Source organism: Aeromonas sp. 75A (genome assembly GCF_051919425.1).
GTDB lineage: Bacteria > Pseudomonadota > Gammaproteobacteria > Enterobacterales > Aeromonadaceae > Aeromonas > Aeromonas veronii.
This window is the reverse complement of record NZ_JBQBES010000002.1, coordinates 1,955,380-1,973,462: the sequence shown is the minus strand read 5'-3', so window position 1 is coordinate 1,973,462 and position 18,083 is coordinate 1,955,380. Positions and strand designations below refer to the sequence as shown.

The window sequence follows — 18,083 nt, the reverse complement described above, 5'->3', positions numbered from 1 at the left end:
CGGGATGTCCTGCGAATAGGTTGATTACGGGCCAGTGTACCGCAAGCTTGGGCGCAAACTAACCCCACAAAAGATAAGGGAGCCAGCGGCTCCCTTGTGGATATGGCATGCGGGTCAGTGGGTTAACCGCCCAGATAGGCCTGCCGCACCGCCGGGTTGGCCAGCAGGGCGGCTCCTGTGTCTTGCAGCACCACGTGGCCGTTCTCCAGCACATAGCCGCGGTCGGCCAGCTTGAGCGCCTGGTTGGCGTTTTGCTCCACCAGAAAGATGGTCATCCCCTTCTGCCGCAACTGTTCGATGGTGTCGAAGATCTGCTGGATGACGATGGGGGCCAGCCCCAGCGAGGGTTCATCCAGCAGCAGCAGGCGCGGTTTGCTCATCAGGGCGCGGCCGATGGCCAGCATCTGTTGCTCGCCACCGGACATGGTGCCCGCCCGTTGTTGCAAGCGTTCGTGCAGGCGCGGGAACAGGGTGAACACCTGATCCAGCAGGCCATGCTGCTCTGCCTTGTCGACGAAGAAGGCGCCCATCAGCAGGTTCTCCTCCACCGTCAGGCGGGCGAAGATGCGGCGCCCCTCCGGCACCACGGCGATATCTTTGCGCATGATGCGGGCGGTGGTGAGGGAGCTGATCTGTTCCCCCTCAAACCAGATGGAGCCGCTGCTGGGCTTGGGTTCGCCGCAGAGGGTCATCAGCAGGGTGGTCTTGCCAGCGCCGTTGGCACCGATCAGGGTGACGATTTCACCCTCTTTCACCTCGACGCTGACATCGTGCAGCGCCTGAATTTTGCCGTAGTGGGTCGATACGTTGCGAAGTTCTAACATCGTGACTCCTTGGGTCCTACGATTCGCCCAGATAGGCCTTGATCACTGCCGGGTTGTTACGGATCTCATCCGGCTTGCCGTGGGCCAGCGGGGTGCCCTGGCTGACCACGAAGATGCGGTTGGAGATGCCCATCACCAGCTTCATATCGTGTTCGATCAGCAGCACCGAGACCCCGAATTCGTCCCGCAGGCTCATGATGAGCTCGTCCAGCTCGTCGGTCTCCTTCGGGTTGAGGCCGGCGGCCGGTTCGTCCAGCATCAGCAGCTCGGGACGGGTCGCCATGCAGCGGGCGATCTCGAGGCGGCGCTGCTGACCGTAGGCCAGGTTGCCGGCGGCGCGGTTGGCGAGATCCTTGAGGCCCACTTTATCCAGCCAGAAGGCGGCCCGCTCCAGCCCCTCCTGCTCGGCACGGCGAAAGGCCGGGGTCTTGAACAGACCGGCGATAAAGCTGGTGTTGAGGTGCTGGTGCTGGGCAACCAGCAGGTTCTCCACCGCTGTCATCTCCTTGAACAGCCGTACGTGCTGGAAGGTACGCACAATCCCCTTGCGGGCGATGAGGTGGCCGGGCAGCCCCTGGATCTCCTCACCCTTGTAGCGGATGGTGCCGCCGCTCGGGCAGTAGAAGCCGGTCAGGCAGTTGAAGATGGTTGTCTTGCCTGCGCCGTTGGGGCCGATGATGGAGATCACCTCGCCCTTGTCGATATCCAGTTTTACCCCGTTGACGGCCAGCAGGCCCCCGAAGCGCATCGACAAATCAGAGACTTCCATTAACTTCTGATGTGTACTCATTTCTTCAACTCCAGATGCGGACGGGTCATCGGCAGCAATCCTTGTGGCCGCCAGATCATCATGAACACCATCAAGAGGCCGAACATCAGCATGCGGTACTCGTTGAATTCGCGGGCCAGCTCCGGCAGCACCGTCATTACGATGGCTGCCAGCACCACCCCGATCTGGGAGCCCATGCCGCCCAGCACCACAATCGCCAGCACGATGGCCGACTCGATAAAGACGAAGGATTCCGGGCTGATAAAGCCCTGCCGCGAGGCAAAGAAGCTGCCTGCGAAACCGGCAAAGGTGGCGCCTATGGTGAAGGCGGTCAGCTTGATGATGGTGGGGTTGAGCCCCAGCGATTTGCAGGCGATCTCGTCTTCCCGCAGCGCTTCCCAGGCGCGGCCAAGGGGCATGCGCAGCAGGCGGTTGATGACGAACAGGGTCACCACCACCAGCACCAGCGCCATCAGGTAGAGGAAGATCACCTTGTGGTTGGCGTTGTAGGTAATGCCGAAGAAGTTATGGAAGGTATCAAAGCCGCCATCCTTGACGGTGCGGTTGAACTCCAGCCCCCCCAGCGTCGGCTTGGGGATGCCGGAGATCCCGTTCGGGCCGCCGGTCAGGGTGGTCATGTTGTTGAGCAGAATGCGGATGATCTCGCCAAAACCCAGGGTGACGATGGCCAGATAGTCCCCCCGCAGCCGCAGTACCGGGAAACCGAGCAGGAAGCCGAAGGTAGCGGCCATCAGCCCGGCGATGGGCAGGCACTCCCAGAAGCTCAGCCCGAAGTAGGTGTTGAGCAGGGCATAGCTGTAGGCACCGACCGCGTAGAAGCCGACATAGCCGAGATCGAGCAGACCGGCGAGGCCGACTACCACGTTCAGCCCCAGCCCCAGCATGATGTAAATCAGGGTGAGGGTGGCGAGATCGATGGCGCCGCGAGAGGCCATAAAGGGCCAGCTCACCGCGAACAGCAGCACCAGCACGGCGGTGAGGTTATAGAGCTTGGGCGCCTCTTCCGGGCTCGGCAGCACCAGCTTGGTAAAGCCGACCGAGAAGCCGCTGATGGAGGCCTGAAACAGCTTGGCGATCTGGCCGCGCAGCATCTGGAACCAGAAAACGAGGGTGGCGCCCCCCAGTAGCCAGGCCAGCGACACATCGAGGCGGCTCACTACCTGCAGGCTGGAGCCATCGGTCTCCAGCTTGAAGCCGAGCAGCCAGAAAGAGAGCACCAGCAACACCAGGCTGGCGATACAGGCGTGGATAAATTGATGTTTCATCACACTTTCTCCACTTCCGGACGACCCAGGATGCCAGTAGGCATAAAGAGCAGCACAAAAATGAGCAGGGCAAACGCCATCACATCTTTGTACTCGGTGCTGAGATAACCGGCGGTGAGCGCTTCAACCACGCCGAGCAGCAGGCCGCCCAGTACGGCGCCGGGAATGCTGCCGATACCGCCCAATACAGCGGCAGTGAAGGCTTTCAGACCGGCCATAAAGCCGAGGTAGGGGTTGATGACGCCGTAATACATGCCGAGCAGCACCCCGGCGACGGCGGCCAGCGCGGCCCCCAGCACGAAGGTGATGGAGATGACCACGTGGGTGTCGATGCCCAGCAGGTTGGCCATCTTGATATCTTCCGAACAGGCGCGGCAGGCGCGGCCCATGCGGGAGCGGCCGATGAACTGGGTCAGCGCCAGCATGGTGATGAAAGTCACCACGAAGATGATCAGCTGCATATAGGAGAGGCTGGCCTGAAAACCATCCTCACCCCCCAGGGTCCAGCCACCTGAGATCAGGCTGGGCATGGCAATATCCCGCGAGCCCTGTGCCATCCGCATCATGTTCTGCAAGAAGATCGACATACCGATGGCGGAGATGAGGGGGATCAGCCGGTTGCCACCGCGCAGTGGCCGGTAGGCGACCCGCTCGATGCTCCAGCCATAGGTGCCGGTGATGATGATACTGACCAGGAAGGCGCCTCCCAGCAGTAGAAAGGTGCTGTCGATGCCCATCATCATGAGCCCCGCCATCACCATAAAAGCGACATAGGAGCCGATCATGTACACCTCGCCGTGGGCGAAGTTGATCATGCCGATGATGCCATAGACCATGGTGTAGCCAATGGCGATCAACGCATAGGTGCTGCCTATGGTTAATCCGTTCAGCAGCTGCTGAACCAGATAGAGGAAGTGTTCGGACATACTGCGTTCCCTGTACTTGCCCGCAAAGAGAGGAGGGGGTGAGCGTACTCACCCCCGATCGGCAGATTATTTGACTTGGCTGGAAGTACCGTCAGCGTGCCACTGGAACACACCGAATTCGAAGCCTTTCAGGTCACCGTTCGGAGCCCATGTCAGGGGGCCCATCACGGTATCGATCGGCGCAGCCTTGATGGCGGCGGCAACGGCGGCCGGGTCATCTTCACCCGCCTTGGCGATACCGGCTGCCAGGGTTTGCACCGCGGCATAGGTAGTCCAGACGAACGGGCCGGAGGAGTCTTGACCCTTGGCTTTGAACGCTGCAACCAGCGGGGCGTTGGCCGGCACCAGATCGTATTTGTTCGGCAGGGTCACCAGCAGGCCTTCGGAAGCCGGGCCGCCGATGGCGGAGATATCCTTGTTACCCACCCCTTCCGGGCCCATGAACTTGGCTTTCAGCCCCTTCTCGCCAGCCTGACGCAGGATCAGTCCCAGCTCCGGGTGATAGCCGCCGTAGTAGACGAAATCGACGTTCTCTTTCTGCAGCTTGGCGATCAGAGCGGAGAAGTCCTTGTCACCGGCGGTGATCCCTTCAAAGGCCACCACTTTCACGCCAGCCTTGTCGAGCGCCGCTTTCACGCTGGAGGCGATCCCTTCGCCGTATTGCTTCTTGTCGTGGATAACGGCCACGCGCTGGGGTTTGACCTGCTCGATGATGTACTTGGCGGCAGTCGGGCCCTGATCGCTATCCAGGCCGATGGTGCGCAGGGTCAGCTGGTAACCGCGTTCGGTGATCTTGGGGTTGGTGGAGGCGGGGGTGACCATCAGGATCCCCTCGTCTTCATAGATGTCGGAGGCGGGCAGGGTGTTGTCGGAGCAGAGGTGACCGACCACGAACTTGACGCCATCGTTCACCACCTTGTTGGCAACGGCCACCGCCTGTTTGGGATCGCAGGCATCGTCATAGACGACCGCTTCGATCTGCTTGCCATTGATGCCGCCAGCCTTGTTGATCTGCTCGACCGCCATCTTGCCGCCGGTGAACTGCATGTCCCCGTACTGGGCTACCGGACCGGTGACCGGGCCTGCGATACCTATCTTGATGGTGTCTGCCGCGTGGGCGATGGAGATCGATCCAAACAGAGCCAAAGAAACCGCTGCGCCAACTGTGATTTTGCTCAACTTATGCATTGATTCGTCCCTTAATCAGTGGATTGTTTCATTTCCGTGTGCCATTCCGGATCTACATCCCGTGCATCCGGCTATAGGTATGGTTCTATCATTCCTCACGGGGCAATAACAAGCTGTTAAAGATACTAACCAGAGGGGGTTGGATGGGTGGATTTTGAAATAAATGACCTGTTATTTTCTACTAATCAGAGCTTAATTTTGATTTGTTGACTTAACATCTTGGTAACGAGAGGCTATTCTGACAAACGCCAGAGGATTAATCTGGCGATATTTTACTCTGACAGCGCTCCCATTTTGACCACAATCCATTTGCGCAAACAGAAATGAGCGCCTAAATTAGCCGGCATTGACAATTCCGTGGCAGAGCTCGTTAAAACCAAGCCTTTATTCGGGAAATCTGCTAATGTTCCGCCTTTGACAGTCAGGAGACAGAGATGGCCACTATCAAGGATGTCGCCTCGCGCGCAGGCGTATCCATCTCCACCGTCTCACATGTGCTCAACCACACTCGGCGGGTCAGCGAAGACGCGACCCAGAAAGTGATTGAGGCGGTGGCAGAACTCAACTACGCGCCCAACTCGGTAGCGCGCAGTCTTAAAATAAATTCGACCAAGACCATTGGCATGCTGGTGACCACCAGCGTAAACCCCTTCTTCGCAGAAGTGGTGCAAGGGGTTGAAGCGTACTGCTTCGAACAGGGCTACAGCCTGATCCTCTGCAACACCGAAAACCAGCCGCCTCGCCAACAGCATTACCTGAGAATGCTGATGGAAAAACGGGTGGATGGACTGCTGGTATTGGGTACCGATATCGACACCCCGTTGCGCGACATGCTGCGCATCCACAAGAACGTGCCGCAGGTGGTACTGGATTGGGGAACGGAGTGCGATTTCGCCAACGTCATCAACGACAACGCCCGCATCGGCGCCCGCATGGCCGTACGCCATCTGCTGGAGCTGGGGCACCGCGACATCGTCTGCATCACTGGCCAGCTCTCCAAGCCGACCACCCAGCAGCGACTGGACGGGGTACGTGATGCGCTGGGCGAACACGGTCTGACCCTCAAAGATGAGCAGGTCTTTGAAGGGGACTACGAGAGCCAGAGCGGCTTCGATGCCATGCAGCGCATCCTGGCCCTGCAGCCTCGTCCGACCGCGGTCTTTGCCTTCGACGATCCCATGGCGATCGGCGCGATTTGCGCTGCCTGGGAAGCGGGAGTCAAGGTGCCGGACGATATCTCCATCATCGGCTACGACGATGTGGAGATGGCGCGCTTCTCCAGCCCGCCGCTGACCACCATCCGTCACCCGAAGGCCGAACTGGGCCAGCTGGCGGTGAAGCATCTGGTCAGCCGGATCCGCAACAAGGAGCTGGAAGTGGAATCGATGACGGTACAGCCCGAGCTGATCGTCCGTCGCTCGGTCAAACCGCTGCGTTAATCCGCGCCCGTTGCCAAAACGAAAAACCCCCTCTGTCACGAGGGGGTTTTTGTTTATGGGCGGGTTACTTTCAACCTGTGGCTCGCAGTGCCGATCTCGGCCTTGTGAGTGAATATTCCCCCCGTTTGACCCACCTCGCATTTTGCTTGTTAATCGTTTGATCAATATCAACAAAGGGTTAAGTTCTGATGGACTCCCGACTTAACCGTTCCATCCTGTAGGTTGGGTATGACTGTCAAGGATGGTGTCTTATGTTCCCCCCTCGCAAGCTGGGTCACCAGATCACGCTGCTGGCAATCGGCGGCATCGTATTGCTCGCCGTGGTACTGCTTACCTTTAATCTGTTTGAAAATCGCCAGCGGGCGCTCGCGGCCGAGCAGGCTGCACTGCGGAGCCAGCTCCAGAACGTGGAAGCGGTGATCAAAAACACCAGCCATGAAACCGTGCTGGCGGCGACCCTGATCGCCCAGCGGCCGGATGCAGCCAAGGCGGTGGCCGACAAGGATTGGCAGACCCTCGCCAATCTGTTTGATCCGCTCTGGCCCGCCATCAAGGCGCAGGGGATCGAGCAGTTCCAGTTCCACCTGCCGCCAGCCACTTCCCTCTATCGGGTACACAAACCTGAAAAACACGGTGATGACCTCTCTGCCATTCGCCCCACTGTGGTTGAGGTGAATCGCGAGCATCATGCCGTTGGCGGGCTGGAGATTGGCGTGGCTGGTACCGGTTTGCGCGGGGTCGTGCCGGTCACCTTCAACGGGCAGCCGGTCGGTTCGGTGGAGTTTGGTCGTGCCCTGGATGAAAAGCTGTTTGGCCAACTGCTGGACAAGCAGGTGCAGCTCGCCATCTATCTGTTTGAGCAGGGCAAGCTGGTGACGCTGGTTGGCACATCCCGGCTTGGTGAGGCGATGGAGTGGTATCAGCCGGTATTGGCCGGTGAGGAACGCTTCGTCAATATGACGCAGCAGGGGAGTGATTTGCTGTTGATGGCGGCCCCCCTGCGCGATTACTCCGGCAAGGCGGTCGGTATCATCGAGTTGACCTGTGATCACAGTCTGGTCGCGGCCGATCTGGCTCGTCAGGGCTGGCAGATGGCGATCATCTCTCTGGTCGGGGTTCTGGTGATTGCCATGGTGATGGCGTTTGCACTCAATCGCATCAATCGACCGCTGCTCGACAGCGTCAAGGCGCTGGAGGCGCTGGCCAATGGCTCCGGCGATCTTGGCAGCAAGCTGCCGGTGGCGGGGCCGGAGGAGATCCGCCGGCTCGGGTCGGCGTTCAATGGCTTTGTTGCCAAGATCCGCGACACCATCAGCCAGCTCACCGCCACTCTGGGCGAACTGGCTGGCGAGAGTGAGCGGTTGTCGCGCAGTGCGGCAGGCAACCTTGGCAGCATGACGCGCCAGCAGGAACAGACCACCCAGCTCGCCACCGCCATGACCGAGATGACCAGCACGGTACACGAGGTGGCCAACAACACGGCACAGGCGGCCGAAGCGGCCAACGAAGCGGACAATCAGGCGGTCACCGGTGATGAGGTGGTGCAGCAGAGCGTCAACATGATCGAACAGCTGGCCGAGGAGATCGCCAGCGCGGGCAACACGGTGAAAGAGGTTGCCAAGGCCAGCGAGCAGATTGGCTCGGTGCTGGCGGTGATCCAGTCCATCGCCGAGCAGACCAACCTGCTGGCTCTCAACGCCGCCATCGAGGCGGCCCGGGCCGGTGAACAGGGGCGCGGTTTTGCGGTGGTGGCCGACGAGGTGCGCTCGCTGGCCGGGCGCACCCAGCATTCCACCGCCGAGATCCGCGGCACCATCGAGCAGTTGCAACGGGCGGTGGGCACCACGGTGACCATGATCGAACACAGCGTCTCGCGAGCGGGGGAGTCGGTGGAGCGGGCCAATCAGGCGGGAGAAGCCCTCGGCCGGATCAAGGGGGCGGTCAACAGCATTCGCGACATGAACACCCAGATCGCCGCTGCCTCGGAGGAGCAGTCCTCGGTGAGCGACGAGATCACCCGCAATATCGTCAGCGTCCACGAGATCTCCCAGGCCACCACGCTGGTGGCGCGGGATACCGCCCATATCGCCAGCCATGTGGCGACTCTGGTGGACAAGCTGGGGGATCTGGCCGGACAGTTCCAGGATGGTTCCAACGTGCGGATGGTGCTGAGTCGCGCCCGCGCCGCTCATATGGGCTGGAAGACTCGGGTGCGCGCTTATCTGGATGGGCAGGAGGGGCTCTCGCGCAGCGAGGCGGTCAGTGACAAGGAGTGCCGCCTTGGCCACTGGTACTTCAGTGAAGGGCAGGCATGCTGCGGCGATCAACCGGCCTTCAGGGCGATGGCCGCCCCGCACGCCAGATTGCATCAGGTGATCCAGCAGATTATCGAGCTGAAAAATCAGCACAAGCATGAAGAGGCTGAGGCGCTCTATCGCGAGATCGAGCAGAACTCAGAGCAGGTCGTAGGCTGCATCGATCAGCTGCTGCGGGAGATGACCAAGCCGGAGCGTTAATGACGAGCGGATCGGATAGCCAAGGGGCTGACAGCGATGTCAGCCCTTTTTCATGGTGCGGGTCTGGGGCGAGGTTACTGCTCCGGTCTCTCATCCTGGTAACGGGCGGCGGTGATGAACTGGCCGAAGGTTTCACACCAGACGATCACGCTGCTGTAGCGGGCCGGATCGATCGTGGCGGGCAGCGGCACGATAAAGTTGTCGAAGGTCTTCACCGGCCCGACTCGCACCATCTGATCCTTGAGGCGGGCAAAATCGGCTTCGGTCTCGACAAACTCGGGGGAGAGGTAGAGCTGGTAGTCCGGCCCGGGGGCCAGCTTGCCCATCAGGCTGACGGCATCCGGCCCTATGCTCACCTTGCCTTCCCCCCAGTGCAGCCGATCGCTGTCTTTCAGATCCCGGCGAAAGGTGCCGTGGAATCTCGCTTGCTGCTGGCTGGCCGCTACCTGCTCGGTATCAGGTGCGGGTGGCGCGATCAGGATCGGCAGGGTGTAGACTCCGGCGGCAAAGCCTGCCGCCGCGACCAGCAGATGGGTGCCCAGCAGCAGGGCCATGGTTTTGCGTTTCATGATATCTCGGTCGTTGATGAATTGATGGCAAAACCATACCAGTCCGGGGGCCCGCTGCCCAGTTTGCTCAGGGCAGAGGTGTAGTTATCCATCTATGGTGACTTGGGGTGTGGTCACGCTAATGGATCAAGGCCGGATGGTGCCGTCCTGGCTTTTGTTGATCTCGCTGGCGGCGTGTACCAGCTGTTCCAGCTGGTGGTGGATCTGGGGGCGATCCAGTTGCTGCAAGGGCTGACGACTCCACAGTACCGGTGTCAGGCTCTCGGTATCGAAACCCAGTACCGGCTTGCACGGGTCCTGACTGAAGAGGTTCTGGGCCGCGGCTTGGGCGCTGGTGGCCGCGTCGAGGCGGGTAAACATCAGCAGATAGTCGGCCGGGTGTTCGGTCAGATGGCAGGTCAGTTCGCCGATCTGCAGGCTGGTGACGCTCTCCTCCTGTTGCGGCGCAGGCAGGGAGAGGGAGAGAAACAGCTGGTGGATGGCGGCGTGATAAAGAGAGTTCATTGATGGCTCCAGATTGATGATGGCGCCATTAGAGCAGGTCACCGCCAGCGGCACTGTTAATGGTGGCTCTCTTTTTTTAGCTTTTCGGTCAGCGAGATAGCACGCCGCGCTCAGCACAAAAATCGCGACCAATCCCGATAGTCCCTGTTGATGGCCTCTCCTAGACTGGCGGCGAAACATCACAAGAAGACAATCATCATGCAGATTCAAGCAAACACCGTCGGCACACAGGCCGTCGCTCACCACAGTGACGCAACCACAGGGGTTGGCCGGATGGGCCAGCTGGAGGCGCGTCAGGTCGCTACCGGGCAAGATGCGATCTTGCTGGGCAACCGCAGCGAACCGCAAAAGGGGCAGGGGCAGCTTTCGCGATTGGGGGCCCAACTGGCCCGCCCGTTTGTGGCCATCAAAGAGTGGATTGGCAACCTGCTTGGGAGCGGCAAAAGTGCCGCTGCGCCGAAGGCGCAAACCGCAGCTTCCCCCGAGGATCTTCAGCGTCTGATGAAGCAGGCTGCATTTGGTAGCTCGCTGGGTGGCTTTGCCAAGGCGGACGTATTGAACAACATCGCCGCCGAACAACTGGGCAAGGAGCACGCCACTCTGGCGACCGGCAACGGCCCACTGCGCTCTCTCTGCACCGCGTTGCAGGCTGTTGTCGTCGGCTCCGAGCAGCCGGAACTCCGGGAGTTGGCTGCCGGGCTGCTGGCCCGCCCCATCGCCGGTATCCCGCTCCAGCAGTGGGGCACTGTGGGGGGCAAGGTGACCGACTTGCTCGCCAGCGCCACCCCCGAACTGCTGCAGGATGCGATGAGCCAGCTGCACACCGCGATGGGTGAAGTGGCCGACCTGCAGCGGGCCGTCAAGGCTGAAATCGCTGGCGAACCGGCGCAAAGTGCGGCCACCACTGCGGATGCGGCACCCGTCCAAAGCGGTGAGAGCAAAGGGGCTGCTCGCGAACAGGTCGCCATGGCGCGGCAGACCCCGGCCACCGGCTACAAGCTGGCGCTGGATCTTATCAGCTATCAGGCCAGCTACCTGCTGCGGGATCAAACCTCTACCGAGGTGACCCTGAGCAGCAGCGATCTCAACGCCCTGCATCAGCACATTGCCGATGGCTCCATTAATGGCTCCCACATGGCCAAGTTGCAGACCCGCGGCGACCTGCAAACCCTGCGTACTCTGGCGCTCTCGCTGGCCAGCGGCAGCGATGCCAAGGGTTCTTCCCTTGGTCATGCCCTCGACAGCCTCGCCTCGGCGCGTCCCAACCAGCGGTTGGTGCTGGGCGGCCTGATGCAGTTTGCCGGTCAGACCGAGCAGGCGTGGGTGGACCATACCGCGCTCAAGCCGCGAGAGGAACGGCTCGATGCCGGGGCGCGACTGCGCTTTGACACCGGCCATATGCAGGCGGAGCTGGGGCGTCTCGGCGACAGCGAGGCACGGCAGGTGCTGCAACAGCTGGAAGGGGCTTTTGGTGATCGGGCCAGGGCTATCTGCGACTTCGCGGTGGCTCAGGTCTCCGGCTTTGCCGATAGCGAAAGCAGTCCTGAGGCCGTGCTGGTCTCCCGCCTGACCCGCATGGGCAATCTGGTGGGCAGCCTGACCGATGCGCTCAAGGAGCGGCTGCAACTGCCCGGGTCCGCCCGTGGCGAGCCGACCATGATCGACTCCGCCAGCCAGCTGACACCGCTCGAGCTGGCTGCGCTGGCCCATATCGGCGTCGATGAGAGCTATCTGTAAACCGTCAGCACACAACCCCTCGGGGCAAGGTGATATGACATAAAAACGGACACCCTCGGGTGTCCGTTTTCTTATTCGGGCGGGAGTAGGCTGAGGGGGTCAGTGCAGGCCGATTTGCTTACAAGCTGGCGAAATCTACTTCCGGCAGGGTTTCGAAGCCGGGGCGGGCAAACAGATAGCCCTGCATCAGGCTGACGCCCATCTCCCGCAGGCAGGCCATCTCTTCGCGGGTCTCGATCCCCTCTGCCAGCGGGGTGATCTGCAACTCGGCAAACAGCGCCAGACAGTGGCGCACTATGGCTTGTCGGGTCGGGTCCTGGTCGATGCCCCGCAGCAGGTGCATATCGAGTTTGACGATGTTGGGATGAAAATCGGCCAGCAGGTTGAGGCCCGAGTAACCGGCGCCAAAGTCATCGATCGCCGTCTTGAAGCCGAGCGCCTGATAGTGATCGACGATACCGCGAAGATGCTGGCTATCCTGCACCTGCTCCACCTCGGTCAGCTCGAACATGATCTGCTCGATGGGAAAGTGGTGTTCGCGGGCCGCCTGCAGGGTGGTGCGGATGCAGCGCTCCGGGCGATAGACCGCATTGGGCAGAAAGTTGATGCTCAGCATCCCCTTCATACCGAGCCGTGCCGCCAGCGCGATGGCCTTGATGCGGCACAGCTGGTCGAAGCGGTAGCGATTGCCATCGTTGACCCAGGCAATCACGCTCTGCGCCGGCTCGTTGTTGAGCCCCCGCACCAGCGCCTCGTAGCCGAAGATGGTGCGCTGGCTGCAATCGACGATGGGCTGAAAGGCCATGGTGAAGTCGAAGTCGAGATCTGCTTTCTCCTGACACAGCTGGCAGATGGCGGGGGATGGGGCGGCAGGTATATCCATGACTTTCCTCTTGGGCGTGGCGGCGCTGGGCACTGTCTCAAATGATAACAGCTCATTACCCCCCTGTAGGCTCGATTAGCGAAGCGTAATCGGACGAACGAGAGGTTTTGATTACAGTTGTTGCCGTGATTCAGGGGCGGCCAGCTGGAGGGGGAAATGCGGGTGACCGATATGGTGGGAGAATCCATTTACGCGAAAGTCCGATAGCACCTGACAGTGAATCGAGGCTACGAGTTAACGTTATAATATCGCTATGAACAAAAAACCCCTGTACGTATGTACAGGGGTTTAAATTCTCGTGCCATTGTGTCAGAAATATCGATAATTATCGAAAGGGTTCTACACTAGCTAACATTTTTATGCCATTGTGCTAGACATAGAGAGTAAAACTCAAAAGGGGTCCGCACTAGCTCGATGTGAAATGTACAAGAAAAAAAAATAAAAGTCAATGTAAAAGTGGTTGTTTATGTGTTTTTTTTCATTAAGCATCATAAATATTTATGGTGTAAGGACTTGTGATATATTTTAATCAAACCATTTCGTATGATATTATAAGTCAACTCCAATATTGTCATCTTAATTAACATGTATAAAAATATTAGTTATAATAAAATAACTCCATATATATCTACACCGCGACTTGATACGTATATAAACTTTTTCCAAGAACATTCCATAGAAGAAGTATATGGCGTTTATATCTGGAACAAAGTTTTATGTAGTGCGATTTATCCTTTGCTTCAAGCTGCTGAGGTAGCGTTACGTAATGCTATAAATACAGCTGCAGTGAATGCGTTTGGTGATTATTGGTATGATCAGATTGGAAATCATAAGTTCCCACCAGCACTAATTAAAGAGAATTTTAACCATACTAATCTTAAACAAAACTTCGAGAAGGCTCGGACAAACGTAAACACTAAAATAAATAATCAAAGAAAAATACAAGGAAAAAATAAACTTCCAGCAAATCATCGACCTGCATTTGATGTGGTTGTTGCGGCAACAGATTTTAGTACATGGGAGTTCATATTACATCCTTGTCATTACCAACTTAATGGTCCCGATTTCTTATGGCCTAAATATACCAAGAAAGCATTTAAAAATTGGCCTGATCAGAGTTCCCAAGTAACCCATACAGTTCTGTATGACATCGTTTCTGAGCTAAGAATATTTAGGAATCGACTCTCTCATCATGAGCCGTTGTGGAAAGGTATATCAGTTACAACAGAAGCGGAAGCAATAGAATATGTAAATAAGAAGATTGCTAAAATTGAGCAACTGATAGGCATTATATCAAAAGATAAACTTTCACTCCTTGACTCACAAAAATTAATAAAAAAGGCAAAATATATTGCTTCAAAAGATATGCTTGATATTTGTCGTCATAGAGCAAAGGGAAAAGATATAAGCATTAATAGAAAGAATAAATTAAAGCGCTTTCTGGCTGAAATTCGCACTCACAAGAAGCCAGAGTTGATTTCAATATCAGGGTGTAAATACATAATAGAAGCACTCTAATGTTATTTATTTGATGCTTTTATAGAAAATAATAAAAAGGCGCCTTACGGCGCCTTTTTTAATATCACTTACCCAACCATATCACTGCAGCAGCGAAATATCCGCGACTTGCAGGAACAGGTTGCGCAGGTTGTTCAGCAGCGCCAGGCGGTTGGCCTTGAGGGCTTCGTCGTCGGCCATCACCATCACCTCGTTGAAGAAGGTATCGACCGGCTCGCGCAGGGCGGCCAGACGGGTGAGGGCAGCCTGATAGTCACCGGCGGCGAACAGCGGGGCCAGTTCGGCTTGCAGTTCAGCAACCTGGGTGGCCAGCGCCTTCTCGGCGGCATCGACCAGCAGTTCCGGTTTGACGGCAGTCGGCAGTTCGCCTTCGACCTTGGCCAGAATGTTGCTCACGCGCTTGTTGGCGGCAGCCAGTGCCAGTGCGGCATCCAGCGTGCGGAAGTGGCTGACGGCCTTGACGCGACGATCGAAGTCGAGCGGACGGGTCGGGCGGCGGGCCAGTACGGCCAGCACCACGTCGGCACCGATGCCTTCGTCCTGATAGGCGGCGCGGAAGCGGCCCAGCATAAAGTCGACCACGTCGGTGACGACGGTTTTGTTGGTCAGCTTGTCGCCGTAGACGCGTACCGCTTCTTCAACCAGTTCAACCAGATCCAGATCCAGCTGCTTCTCGGTCATGATGCGCAGGGCACCGATGGCAGCGCGACGCAGGGCGAACGGGTCCTTGTCACCCTTCGGCAGCATGCCGATGCCGAAGATACCGGCCAGGGTGTCGAACTTGTCGGCCAGCGCGACGGCGCAGGCAACCAGACCGGACGGCAGGGCATCACCGGCAAAGCGCGGCATGTACTGCTCGTTGAGAGCCACGGCGACCGCTTCGTCTTCGCCATCGTGACGGGCGTAGTGCATCCCCATGACACCCTGGGTGTCGGTGAACTCGCCGACCATGTTGGTCATCAGGTCACACTTGGAGAGCAGACCGGCACGGCGGGCCTGAGTGAAAGTGTCAATTTCGGTAGGCGCTATACGCTGGGCGATAAAGCCGGCGACGGCCTCGATACGCTCGACCTTGGCCTTGACGGTGCCCAGCTGTTGCTGGAACAGCACGGTTTCAAGGCGCGGCAGGCGGGAGGCCAGGGTCTGCTTGAGGTCGGTCTTGAAGAAGAACTCGGCGTCAGAGAGACGGGGGCGAACCACCTTCTCGTTGCCGCTGATGATCTGGCTCGGGTCTTTCGACTCGATGTTGGTGACGAAGATGAACTTCGGCAGCAGCTTGCCGTTCTTGTCGTAGACCGGGAAGTACTTCTGGTCACCCTTCATGGTGTGTACCAGCGCTTCAGCCGGAACGGCCAGGAACTTCTCTTCGAAGTTGGCGGTCAGCACCACCGGCCACTCGACCAGTGCGGTGACCTCTTCCAGCAGGGCGTCGTCCAGATCGGCCACGCCACCGAAGGCGGCAGCGGCCGCTTCGGCGTCAGCCTTGATCTTGGCCTTGCGCGCCATAAAGTCGGCAATCACCATGCCGCGCTCCTGCAGGATCTGCGGGTACTGGCTGGCGTTGTCGATGGTGAACTCGCTCTCGCCCATAAAGCGGTGACCGCGAATGGTGCGGGCAGAGTCGATACCCAGAATGTGAGCGGGAACCAGCTCCCCATCCAGCAGCAGGGTCACGGTGAAGACCGGACGCACGAACTGGATGGTCTTGTCGCCCCAGCGCATCATTTTCGGGATCGGCAGTTTGGCCAGTGCGGAGGCTACCAGCTCGCCCAGCAGATCTTTGGCCGGACGGCCTTCGACCTTGGCGGTGTGAACCAGCCACTCGCCCTTATCGGTGACCAGACGCTCGGCCTGCTCAACGGTGATGCCGTTGCCACGGGCCCAGCCTTCGGCAGCCTTGGTCGGCTTGCCTTCGGCATCGAACGCCTGCGCCACGGCCGGGCCGCGCTTCTCGACGCTCTTGCTCGGCTGCTCGCCAGCCAGCTCGCTTACCTTCAGCGCCAGACGGCGCGGTGAGGCAAACCACTCGACGTCGCCAAAGGCCAGATCGGCCTTGGTCAGTTCGGCTTTGAAGTTGTCGGCAAAGGCTTCGGCCAGGGAGCGCAGGGCTTTGGGCGGCAGCTCAGCAGTACCGATCTCTACCAGAAATGTATGTTGTGCCATGTCCGTTCCTTAACCTTGCTTGTTCTCACTGCGCTGACACATAGGGAAGCCCAGCGCTTCGCGGGAGGCGTAGTATGCCTCTGCCACGGCCTTGGTCAGGGTGCGAATGCGCAGGATGTAGCGCTGACGCTCGGTGACCGAGATGGCCTTGCGGGCATCCAGCAGGTTGAAGGAGTGAGCGGCTTTGAGGATGCGCTCGTAGGCAGGCAGCGGCAGCGGTTTTTCCAGTGCCAGCAGATTCTGGGCTTCCTTCTCGTACTGCTCGAAACAGTGGAACAGGAACTCCACATCGGCGTGCTCGAAGTTGTAGGTGGATTGCTCCACTTCGTTCTGGTGGAACACGTCGCCGTAGGTGGTCTTGCCCAGCGGGCCGTCAGACCAGACCAGATCGTAGACGCTGTCCACGCCCTGAATGTACATGGCCAGACGCTCGAGACCGTAGGTGATCTCGCCGGTGACCGGCTTGCACTCGAGGCCGCCAACCTGCTGGAAGTAGGTGAACTGGGTCACTTCCATGCCGTTCAGCCACACTTCCCAACCCAGACCCCAGGCACCCAGAGTCGGGTTTTCCCAGTTGTCTTCCACGAAGCGGATGTCGTGGATCTCGGGATCCATGCCCAGCTCTTTCAGGGAGCCCAGATAGAGTTCCTGAATGTTGTCGGGGGAAGGCTTGATGATCACCTGGAACTGGTAGTAGTGCTGCAGGCGGTTCGGGTTTTCACCGTAGCGGCCGTCAGTCGGACGGCGGGACGGTTGCACGTAAGCGCAGGCGATGGGCTCCGGGCCCAGGGCACGCAGACAGGTCATGGGGTGGGAAGTACCGGCACCCACTTCCATATCCAGCGGCTGAATGATGGTACAGCCCTGGCGGGACCAATAGTCCTGCAGCTGCAGGATCAGGCCCTGAAAGGTTTTGACATCGAATTTTTGCATAATTTTTTTCGCGCGAAATGAAAATCAGAGCAAGATTTGCTGAATGTGAACCGAGGGAGTATACCGTCTGGCATGGTCGGATAATAGGCGAAATTGCAGCGGATTCGCGGGATGGTGCTGCGCTCTGGCTGGTCGGGCGGGCTGTCCGGTATATGATGTGAGCAGTGCCGCCTGTAGAGTGGGCAGGGTCGGGCAAACCGCTGAAATAACGAGGGAGAGGAAATGGAACTGCGCTGCGCCTGGGTGACCAAAGACCCGGAATACATTGAATACCATGACAAACAGTGGGGCAGACCGGTCTATGACGCCCGCGAGCTGTTTGCCAAGCTCTGCCTCGACGGCCAGCAGGCGGGGCTGTCGTGGATCACCATCCTCAAGCGCACCGAGAGCTATTACCGCGCCTATGCCGACTTTGATCCGGTGCAGATTGCCCGGTTCGACGAGCAGGATGTAGAGCGGTTGATGCAGGACAGCGGCATCATCCGCAACCGGCTCAAGGTGCAGTCGATCATCAGAAATGCCCGCGCTTATCTGGCGTTGCAGGAGCAGGGGATCGACTTCGCCGCCTACCTGTGGGGCTTTGTGGGCGGCGCCCCCATCGTTAACCAGCGGCAGGGCAATGGCGATATTCCTGCGACCTCACCGGAGTCGGATGCCATGTCGAAAGCACTCAAGAAGCTCGGCTTCAACTTTGTCGGCAGCACCATCTGTTACGCCTTTATGCAGGCGGTGGGGATGGTGAACGATCATCTGGTCAGCTGTCCTTGCCACGCCGAGTGTCAGTTACCGCGCTGACAACCCGTCGATTGCCCAAAAAAACATCACTCT

Annotated in this window: 15 protein-coding genes; 5 read left to right on the top strand and 10 right to left on the bottom strand. The window is 58.8% G+C overall.

Annotated elements, in window-relative coordinates:
• Positions 1 to 122 precede the first annotated feature (122 nt).
• From ACTG2T_RS09075 to ACTG2T_RS09055, 5 genes are all read right to left on the bottom strand, one after another.
• A complete protein-coding gene (locus tag ACTG2T_RS09075; protein WP_005342433.1) occupies positions 123 to 824 on the bottom strand; it encodes an ABC transporter ATP-binding protein in 702 nt (233 codons plus the stop codon).
• Positions 825 to 840: 16 nt separating this feature from the next.
• Entirely contained in the window at positions 841 to 1,614 is a 774-nt protein-coding gene (gene livG / locus ACTG2T_RS09070) for a high-affinity branched-chain amino acid ABC transporter ATP-binding protein LivG (RefSeq protein WP_005339435.1), read from the bottom strand.
• Positions 1,611 to 2,879 carry a high-affinity branched-chain amino acid ABC transporter permease LivM gene (locus tag ACTG2T_RS09065; RefSeq protein WP_005355922.1) on the bottom strand — a complete coding sequence of 423 codons (1,269 nt, stop codon included), beginning with the start codon at positions 2,877 to 2,879 and terminating at the stop codon, positions 1,611 to 1,613. Before ACTG2T_RS09065 ends, livG begins: the two co-directional genes overlap by 4 nt.
• Entirely contained in the window at positions 2,879 to 3,805 is a 927-nt protein-coding gene (gene livH / locus ACTG2T_RS09060; RefSeq protein WP_110304535.1) for a high-affinity branched-chain amino acid ABC transporter permease LivH, read from the bottom strand. Before livH ends, ACTG2T_RS09065 begins: the two co-directional genes overlap by 1 nt.
• Before the next feature lie 66 nt (positions 3,806 to 3,871).
• The gene (locus tag ACTG2T_RS09055; protein WP_005339442.1) at positions 3,872 to 4,993 is read right to left on the bottom strand and encodes a branched-chain amino acid ABC transporter substrate-binding protein; all 1,122 of its coding nucleotides are present in this window, start codon (positions 4,991 to 4,993) and stop codon (positions 3,872 to 3,874) included.
• A 434-nt stretch (positions 4,994 to 5,427) separates the two neighbouring features.
• Between ACTG2T_RS09055 and ACTG2T_RS09050 the strand changes: the two genes are divergently transcribed.
• Both ACTG2T_RS09050 and ACTG2T_RS09045 read left to right on the top strand, forming a co-directional pair.
• On the top strand, positions 5,428 to 6,432 hold the full coding sequence (locus ACTG2T_RS09050; protein ID WP_005355925.1) for a substrate-binding domain-containing protein: 1,005 nt from the start codon (positions 5,428 to 5,430) through the stop codon (positions 6,430 to 6,432).
• Between the two features lie 251 nt (positions 6,433 to 6,683).
• A complete protein-coding gene (locus tag ACTG2T_RS09045; protein WP_330125638.1) occupies positions 6,684 to 8,948 on the top strand; it encodes a methyl-accepting chemotaxis protein in 2,265 nt (754 codons plus the stop codon).
• Positions 8,949 to 9,022: 74 nt separating this feature from the next.
• Here the strand turns inward: ACTG2T_RS09045 and ACTG2T_RS09040 are convergent, their stop codons facing one another.
• Both ACTG2T_RS09040 and ACTG2T_RS09035 read right to left on the bottom strand, forming a co-directional pair.
• Positions 9,023 to 9,517, bottom strand: a complete 495-nt coding sequence (locus ACTG2T_RS09040) for a DM13 domain-containing protein (RefSeq protein ID WP_330125637.1) — start codon at positions 9,515 to 9,517, stop codon at positions 9,023 to 9,025.
• Between the two features lie 126 nt (positions 9,518 to 9,643).
• Positions 9,644 to 10,021: a CesT family type III secretion system chaperone gene (locus ACTG2T_RS09035; protein ID WP_330125636.1), complete on the bottom strand. Its 378-nt coding sequence runs from the start codon at positions 10,019 to 10,021 to the stop codon at positions 9,644 to 9,646.
• 198 nt (positions 10,022 to 10,219) lie between these two features.
• On the opposite strand from ACTG2T_RS09035, the gene ACTG2T_RS09030 reads away from it, so the two are divergent.
• Positions 10,220 to 11,758 carry an ADP-ribosyltransferase gene (locus ACTG2T_RS09030; RefSeq protein ID WP_330125635.1) on the top strand — a complete coding sequence of 513 codons (1,539 nt, stop codon included), beginning with the start codon at positions 10,220 to 10,222 and terminating at the stop codon, positions 11,756 to 11,758.
• Positions 11,759 to 11,876: 118 nt separating this feature from the next.
• Here ACTG2T_RS09030 and ACTG2T_RS09025 read toward each other — a convergent pair whose 3' ends face one another.
• Positions 11,877 to 12,641, bottom strand: coding sequence for an EAL domain-containing protein (locus tag ACTG2T_RS09025; RefSeq protein WP_330125634.1), 765 nt, complete (start codon positions 12,639 to 12,641; stop codon positions 11,877 to 11,879).
• A gap of 585 nt (positions 12,642 to 13,226) precedes the next feature.
• On the opposite strand from ACTG2T_RS09025, the gene ACTG2T_RS09020 reads away from it, so the two are divergent.
• Positions 13,227 to 14,159 (top strand): Abi family protein, encoded by a 933-nt coding sequence (locus ACTG2T_RS09020; protein WP_330125633.1) that lies wholly within the window; start codon positions 13,227 to 13,229, stop codon positions 14,157 to 14,159.
• Between the two features lie 81 nt (positions 14,160 to 14,240).
• On the opposite strand, the gene glyS is transcribed toward ACTG2T_RS09020, so the two are convergent.
• Positions 14,241 to 16,322 carry a glycine--tRNA ligase subunit beta gene (glyS, locus tag ACTG2T_RS09015; RefSeq protein ID WP_330125632.1) on the bottom strand — a complete coding sequence of 694 codons (2,082 nt, stop codon included), beginning with the start codon at positions 16,320 to 16,322 and terminating at the stop codon, positions 14,241 to 14,243.
• A gap of 9 nt (positions 16,323 to 16,331) precedes the next feature.
• On the bottom strand, positions 16,332 to 17,255 hold the full coding sequence (glyQ, locus tag ACTG2T_RS09010) for a glycine--tRNA ligase subunit alpha (RefSeq protein WP_005339464.1): 924 nt from the start codon (positions 17,253 to 17,255) through the stop codon (positions 16,332 to 16,334).
• Between the two features lie 222 nt (positions 17,256 to 17,477).
• Here glyQ and ACTG2T_RS09005 point away from each other — a divergent pair, with 222 nt between their 5' ends.
• Positions 17,478 to 18,050: a DNA-3-methyladenine glycosylase I gene (locus ACTG2T_RS09005; RefSeq protein WP_128834545.1), complete on the top strand. Its 573-nt coding sequence runs from the start codon at positions 17,478 to 17,480 to the stop codon at positions 18,048 to 18,050.
• Positions 18,051 to 18,083 lie beyond the last annotated feature (33 nt).

Bases quoted from the DNA above. Each gene is read 5' to 3' on its own strand.
- ACTG2T_RS09075 (WP_005342433.1), bottom strand. From the start codon at position 824: ATGTTAGAACTTCGCAACGTATCGACCCACTACGGCAAAATTCAGGCG.
- livG (WP_005339435.1), bottom strand. From the start codon at position 1,614: ATGAGTACACATCAGAAGTTAATGGAAGTCTCTGATTTGTCGATGCGC.
- ACTG2T_RS09065 (WP_005355922.1), bottom strand. From the start codon at position 2,879: ATGAAACATCAATTTATCCACGCCTGTATCGCCAGCCTGGTGTTGCTG.
- livH (WP_110304535.1), bottom strand. From the start codon at position 3,805: ATGTCCGAACACTTCCTCTATCTGGTTCAGCAGCTGCTGAACGGATTA.
- ACTG2T_RS09055 (WP_005339442.1), bottom strand. From the start codon at position 4,993: ATGCATAAGTTGAGCAAAATCACAGTTGGCGCAGCGGTTTCTTTGGCT.
- ACTG2T_RS09050 (WP_005355925.1), top strand. From the start codon at position 5,428: ATGGCCACTATCAAGGATGTCGCCTCGCGCGCAGGCGTATCCATCTCC.
- ACTG2T_RS09045 (WP_330125638.1), top strand. From the start codon at position 6,684: ATGTTCCCCCCTCGCAAGCTGGGTCACCAGATCACGCTGCTGGCAATC.
- ACTG2T_RS09040 (WP_330125637.1), bottom strand. From the start codon at position 9,517: ATGAAACGCAAAACCATGGCCCTGCTGCTGGGCACCCATCTGCTGGTC.
- ACTG2T_RS09035 (WP_330125636.1), bottom strand. From the start codon at position 10,021: ATGAACTCTCTTTATCACGCCGCCATCCACCAGCTGTTTCTCTCCCTC.
- ACTG2T_RS09030 (WP_330125635.1), top strand. From the start codon at position 10,220: ATGCAGATTCAAGCAAACACCGTCGGCACACAGGCCGTCGCTCACCAC.
- ACTG2T_RS09025 (WP_330125634.1), bottom strand. From the start codon at position 12,641: ATGGATATACCTGCCGCCCCATCCCCCGCCATCTGCCAGCTGTGTCAG.
- ACTG2T_RS09020 (WP_330125633.1), top strand. From the start codon at position 13,227: ATGTATAAAAATATTAGTTATAATAAAATAACTCCATATATATCTACA.
- glyS (WP_330125632.1), bottom strand. From the start codon at position 16,322: ATGGCACAACATACATTTCTGGTAGAGATCGGTACTGCTGAGCTGCCG.
- glyQ (WP_005339464.1), bottom strand. From the start codon at position 17,255: ATGCAAAAATTCGATGTCAAAACCTTTCAGGGCCTGATCCTGCAGCTG.
- ACTG2T_RS09005 (WP_128834545.1), top strand. From the start codon at position 17,478: ATGGAACTGCGCTGCGCCTGGGTGACCAAAGACCCGGAATACATTGAA.